Annotated in this window: 2 protein-coding genes; both read right to left on the reverse strand. The window is 68.5% G+C overall.

Annotation, left to right across the window (positions count from 1 at the left end; all coding sequences use genetic code 11):
* On the reverse strand, positions 1–1,320 hold a 1,320-nt coding region (locus tag DYI24_RS24530), incomplete at its 3' end, for an MATE family efflux transporter (RefSeq protein WP_164574177.1).
* A gap of 111 nt (positions 1,321–1,431) precedes the next feature.
* Positions 1,432–2,481, reverse strand: a complete 1,050-nt coding sequence (locus DYI24_RS24535) for a hypothetical protein (protein ID WP_164574178.1) — start codon at positions 2,479–2,481, stop codon at positions 1,432–1,434.
* Positions 2,482–2,806 lie beyond the last annotated feature (325 nt).

Genomic DNA, 2,806 nt, shown 5'->3' on the forward strand with positions numbered 1-2,806 from the left:
GGTGCTGCCGTGGTGTTTGATCAGCAGCCAGCCGCCGACCACGACGAACAGCAGCCGCCCGGTCTGCGCCAGCACCGGTCCGAGCACCCTGGCGGCGCCCTGCGCGGAAAAATACATCGAGATCGCCAGCCCGATGAATGCGTACATCGGTGCGGCCGCACGCAGATACTGCTCGCCGGCGAGCCGCACCGCTGCGTCGTCGGTGAACAGGTCGATCCAGAGGTGCGGGAAGATCGCGATCCCGGTGCCGACCACGCCGACGAACAGGAACGACACCAGCCCCGCCGTCCAGGCGATCTGCCGCGCCCGTTTGACCCGGCCGGCGCCGATCGCCATGCCGATCATCGGCACCGACGCGATGCCGACCGCGAACGCGATCGAGGTCAGCATGAATTCCAGCCGGCCACCGATGCCGTAGCCGGCCAGCACCGCGGTGCCGAAATGCGCCAGCATGTGGGTGAAGATCGTGATCGTCAGCACCGACTGCAGCGGCGAGAAGCACGACACCGCACCGACCTTCAGGATGTCGAAGAACATGCCGCGCTCGATCCGCAGGCCGGCGAGCCGCGGCTTCACCCCGGCACGGCCGGAGAAGATCACCCAGGCCATCACCGCAGCGCCGATCGAGAACGCCGTCAGCGTGCCGGCAGCGACGCCCGGCATGCCGAACCGCGGGATCGGCCCGAAACCGAGGCCGAGCGCGCCGCCGAGCACGATCTGCAGCATCGCCGAACTCAGGATCATCAGCGACGGCAGCTTCATGTTGCCGGTGCCGCGCAGGATCGCCGCGAAGGTGTTCATCAGCCACGGCACCACCGCGCCGGCGAAGAAGATGTGCACGTAGCCGACCGCCTGGCTCAGTACCGCGCCGCGACCGCCGAGCAGCGCCAGCGCCCGCTCGCCGAACGTCAGCATCCCGACCGTGAACACCAGGCCGAAGCACAGCCCGATCAGCAGCGCGTGCATCGCCAGCACCGCGGCGCGGTCGTCGTCGCCGGAGCCGAGCGCCCGCGCGATCGCCGACGCGACGCCGCCGCCCATCGCGCCGCCGGACATCGTCATGGTCAGGATCACGAACGGAAACACCAGCGCCATCGCGGCCAGTGCCTCGGTGCCGAGCCGGCCGATATACGACGTCTCGGCGATCGCCACGCAGGTGCCGGCGGTCAGCGCCACGACGTTCGGCCACGACAACCGCAGCAGCGTGCGCAGGATGCCATCGTCGAGCAGCGGATTCTTGGGGGGCGGAGGCGTCGGCGCAGGCGGAGCCGGCGCGGCTTGCGCGACCGGTGGCAGCTCCGCCACGGCAATATCGGACATGCGTTTCCCCCGAGCCCGATCTTCAGCCGGGCGTCAGTCTTCCTATCACCGTTCCGAGCCGGCGCGATGGTCGCGCCGCGCATGGCCACCCGCAGACAGGTCGGAACGGACTCAGCGCACGGTCCACACCAGCGAGGCGGTGCGGTGATCGCCGGCCAGGCTGACAGCGATGCCACGGCCGCACGCCGCAGCCAGCCCCTCGGCAAGCCCTTCGAGCACCCGGACGCAGGCCGGATCGGCGTCGGCAACGCCGTCCATCAATTTCCAGCCGCCCTGCCGCAGTTCGAAGCCGCCACCGACCTCGCGCAGTTCGACGTCATCGCCCTGCGCATCGAGCAGCCCGCGCAGCAAGGCGGCGAATCCGCAGGCATCGCGGCCGGTGACGCCGAGCGCCGGCGCCAACTCGTCGTAACTCTGCATCCCGATCAGCTTGCCGGTCAGATGCAGCAGATAGCCGCCGTCGAGCGGGCCGAACAGCTGCACCAGGGTCGGCGCCGCGGTGCGGACATATTCCATCGCGTAGTTGCGATAGGCCTTCTCCAGCCGCGGCTTCGGCCAGCTCTCGACCGGAAGCGCCGGCGCCGCGGCCGGATCGAACAGCGGCGCCTCGAGATGGCGGGCGAATTGCAGCCGCTGATCCGGCTCGAGGGCATGATCGGCCTCGTAGTAATAGCCTTCCAATCCGTCCTGGCCGTCGACGCTCTGCTTGGTGCAGACGAAGCCGAGCTTGAGATTGCCGAGCGCGACGCCGTTATTGGCGTGCCAACCTCGCAGCATCGCCTTCGACACCTCGCCCGGCACGCCGCAGATCGCCGTGCCGCGCCAGATCCAGCGCGGCGGCGGATAGCGGATCCACGCCTTGCGATCGGTTTCGTACATGTATTCGACATGCACGCCGCCGATCCAGTTCGACAGATAGTGATACTGCGCCGCCGCGACCGCCGGCGGCAGATCGCTGAGCCCGAGCTTGGCGAGACCGGAGACGAAGCGCTCCTGCTGCTGACGGCGAAACACCCGGAATACGAATTCGGCGGCATCCGCCGTGCCGCGGCGGCTGACCAGAGACAGGACCAAGCCGGTGAACACCGCATGATACAGATCGGCGACGCCGCGCCATGCGCGCGACCGCGCCGCTTGTGCGGTCTCGGACGTTTCTCCCATCGGCTCTCTTCCCGTTGTCGTTCTTGTTCGTGGTTTTTGCCGCGGCCGCCCTGCGACCAGCCGTCTCACTGATTTTCACGGGTGGGAATTGAACACAACCCCGCTTCCGACATTGCCATTGTTCAGTTCCTCCCGTGGAGATTTGTCGATGCGCCGATCGCTTCCGACCAGCCGGCTCGCCCTGTGCCTCGCCCTGGTGCTGCCGCTCGCGGCCTGCGGCGATCAGTCCAACCTGGCACAGGGCGAGGATTTCGGCCCCTCGCCGACGCTGCCGGAGCCGGCGAACACGCTGTTGCCGACCGTCAATATCGCCAAGGCGGTGGGC

This window comes from Rhodopseudomonas sp. BR0C11, assembly GCF_010820945.1.
GTDB classification, from domain to species: domain Bacteria; phylum Pseudomonadota; class Alphaproteobacteria; order Rhizobiales; family Xanthobacteraceae; genus Rhodopseudomonas; species Rhodopseudomonas palustris_H.